This is a genomic window from Anaerophaga thermohalophila DSM 12881 (genome assembly GCF_000191885.1).
Lineage (GTDB): Bacteria > Bacteroidota > Bacteroidia > Bacteroidales > Marinilabiliaceae > Anaerophaga > Anaerophaga thermohalophila.
Genome location: NZ_AEWI01000147.1, coordinates 1 through 3,238 on the forward strand (window position 1 = coordinate 1; position 3,238 = coordinate 3,238).

2 protein-coding genes are annotated in these 3,238 nt (G+C 41.4%); both read right to left on the reverse strand.

Translation table 11 applies throughout. The features are described 5' to 3' along the window. Positions 1-303 precede the first annotated feature (303 nt). Complete coding sequence (locus tag ATH1_RS0117185) at positions 304-1,164, reverse strand: sigma-70 family RNA polymerase sigma factor (protein ID WP_010424667.1); 861 nt, start codon at positions 1,162-1,164, stop codon at positions 304-306. Between the two features lie 86 nt (positions 1,165-1,250). Next, positions 1,251-2,714, reverse strand: a complete 1,464-nt coding sequence (locus ATH1_RS0117190; protein ID WP_010424669.1) for a Do family serine endopeptidase — start codon at positions 2,712-2,714, stop codon at positions 1,251-1,253. Positions 2,715-3,238 lie beyond the last annotated feature (524 nt).

A 3,238-nucleotide genomic window follows, 5' to 3' on the forward strand; every position in this document is an offset into this window, starting at 1 on the left:
TTTTTTGGCAAAATATTTATAAAAATGGCTGCGCCATTTGTTGTTTGGATCACCGAATTTGCGCGAATTAACACGAATTTAGTCGCATCTTTGATGCGACAGTCATTCGTGTCATTTGTTGACGACAAAAAATAATTACGTAGCAATTAGCTAATCCGACAAATTATGACTTTAGCTTTTTAGTTATTTTTGGCACTGGCTTGTTCATGTTAGTGGTAAACTACTAACATTACTACGGTAGTATAAAATAAAAAAGCCTCCCGGATAATAAATCTGAGAGGCTTTTCTTATTTCTACCCGGATTTAACCGAGGTACGATTTCAACAATTTACTTCTGGAAGTGTGTCTCAACCGGCGAATGGCCTTTTCTTTAATCTGACGGACACGTTCACGTGTCAAACCAAATCTTTCGCCAATTTCTTCGAGGGTCATTTCCTGGCATCCGATGCCAAAGAAAAGTTTAATAATATCACTTTCTCTTTCGGTGAGTGTGGCCAGCGCACGTTCAATTTCGCGCGACAATGATTCATTAATCAGGGTTTTGTCGGCATTTGGCGAATCATTATTGACCAGAACATCCAGCAGGCTGTTATCTTCTCCTTCAACAAAGGGAGCATCAACAGAAATGTGGCGTCCTGAAACACGAAGCGTGTCTGCCACTTTATCGGCAGGAATTTCCAGTTGATCTGCCAATTCTTCAGGCGATGGTTTACGCTCGTGTTCCTGTTCAAACTTTGAGTATGCTTTGTTGATTTTGTTCAGTGATCCTACCTGGTTGAGCGGCAAACGAACAATTCTTGATTGCTCGGCCAGCGCCTGCAGGATGGACTGCCTAATCCACCACACAGCGTACGATATGAATTTAAACCCCCTTGTCTCATCAAACTTTTCGGCTGCCTTTATCAAGCCAAGATTACCTTCGTTGATGAGGTCGGGAAGACTCAATCCCTGATTTTGATATTGTTTTGCCACTGATACCACAAAGCGCAAATTGGCACGGGTCAACTTTTCAAGGGCTACCTGGTCTCCCTTTTTTATTCGTTGTGCCAATTCCACCTCTTCTTCAACGGAAATAAGATCTTCTCGTCCGATTTCCTGAAGATATTTGTCCAACGACGCGCTTTCGCGGTTTGTAATGGATTTTGTTATCTTTAATTGTCTCATATATACTCCAAAAATTACGGCGCAAAAGTACAACAATTATTGAACTAATGCAAGTTTTATGCGGTCTTCGTGAATGTTACAATCAATTAATTCTGCAGGTTAATGGCATAATATGCTACCTGTCCGTTGGGATATATTCCCGAAAGAAATAATCCTTCTTCTACCATTTCTACTACTTTTCTGAAATCTTCAACACTGTTAATGGGAACTCTGTTGGCTTTTGTAATAATATAGCCTTTCTGGATGCCGGCTTCACGGAATTTTCCGGAGGTAACACCGGAGACCTTTATGCCGTTGGAAATTTTGAGTCTCATTTTTTCTTCTTTGGAAACTTCTTCAAATGATGCTCCCAATATGTTGAAAGGTTTGTCTGCTTTTACAACGTCGGTCGACCCATAAATGTTTCGTAAAGTAACATTAAATTCTTTCTTTTTTCCATCTCGTATAGCCGTTACATTGACTTTATCTCCCGGTCTGTATCTGCTGATTTTTTCCTGAAGTTCTGACACTTTTGTTACATCTTCCCCGTTAACGCTTACAATGACATCTCCTTTCTTAATGCCGGCATCTTCTGCACCACTTTCTTCAAATACTTCAACTACATAGGCACCCTGGGTGGTGCCCAGTTCCATTTCTTTTGCCAGCTCGCTGTTTACATCTCTGATGCTCACTCCAAGAACGCCTCTTTGAACCTTACCATATTCCATAAGATCGGCCACAACTTTCTTCACGATGCTCACGGGAACTGCGAATGAATAGCCCGTGTAAGAACCTGTCTGTGAAGCGATGGCTGTATTTATTCCTACCAGATCGCCTGAAGTATTGACCAGTGCACCACCACTGTTTCCGGGATTAACAGCGGCATCGGTCTGGATGAACGATTCAATGCCCAGAGTGCCCTGTTCCCGTCGTAAAATGTTGATATTTCTCGATTTAGCACTGACAATCCCGGCTGTTACTGTCGATGTCAGATTGAAAGGATTACCAACGGCCAATACCCATTCACCAATCTTCAGTTCGTCCGAATTCCCGTATTCCAAATAGGGCAAATCTTCTGCATCTATCTTGATAAGGGCTATGTCCGTGGCAGGGTCAGTTCCTGTCAGTTTTGCTTCGAAAGTCCTGTTATCATTGAGCGTTACTTCAATATTAGTGGCACCTTCAATGACGTGGTTATTGGTAACGATATAGCCGTCTTTTGTGATTATTACTCCTGACCCTGCACCCATCACCGGCTGTTGCCTGGGTGTAGGAAGGCCGGGACCGAAAAAGAATTCATACAGTGGATTTCCTGAATAACCAGATGACTGGTTTGATATTGTTTTTACGTGTACCACTGAATGTACCGACCTTTCTGCTGCCACCGTAAGGTCAGGGCCCTGTTGTTGTGGCCCGGCCGGTAATGACATATATTGAGCAGCCGGGACTACTGGCTGTGCAAGTTCAACTATTTTTTGCTCTGGCTTAAAAAAATGTGAATAAGTTATTACACTGATCAGTGCACTTAATACAGCAACAGTAAAAACAGAAAATAATTTTTTTGTATTCATATTTATTGCTTTTCGTTCTACAATTCAGCTTGAAAAGCTATCAAATGATATGCCTGTCTTGCTGATGTAGCACAAGTTAACTTTTTTTAGGCGTAATTTACAGAATTGGGAAAATCTATAGTTCAGTCCCCTTCGCATCAAACGATAGGAAAAGAGACCCCGATTGAGCCGACCGTAACCCTTACCCTAAAGAAACCGGCAAGCTGAATAAATCGGGGTCGGTTCTAAATATACGCTTTATAGCTGCTATCCGCAAGTTTGTGATCGATATATGTTATCCGTTTGCCGTCTGTAATTCACAAATATTTCGTGTTTCCATCGTTAACCCCCAGCGACTACCGGGGATCATTCATTTTATGGATTCGGAAGCAAAATTTGTAATTTTGGATGTCAAAAAGTCTATGAATCTGGTTAACATTACAGCTGTTAATTTGTTTGGGATATTGAATCTTGAGCCCAGTCTAAAAAGCATCTTTGTTGCCAAACTCGTTGTTGTTTTAAATTTTTGCATCCTCATTAACAAT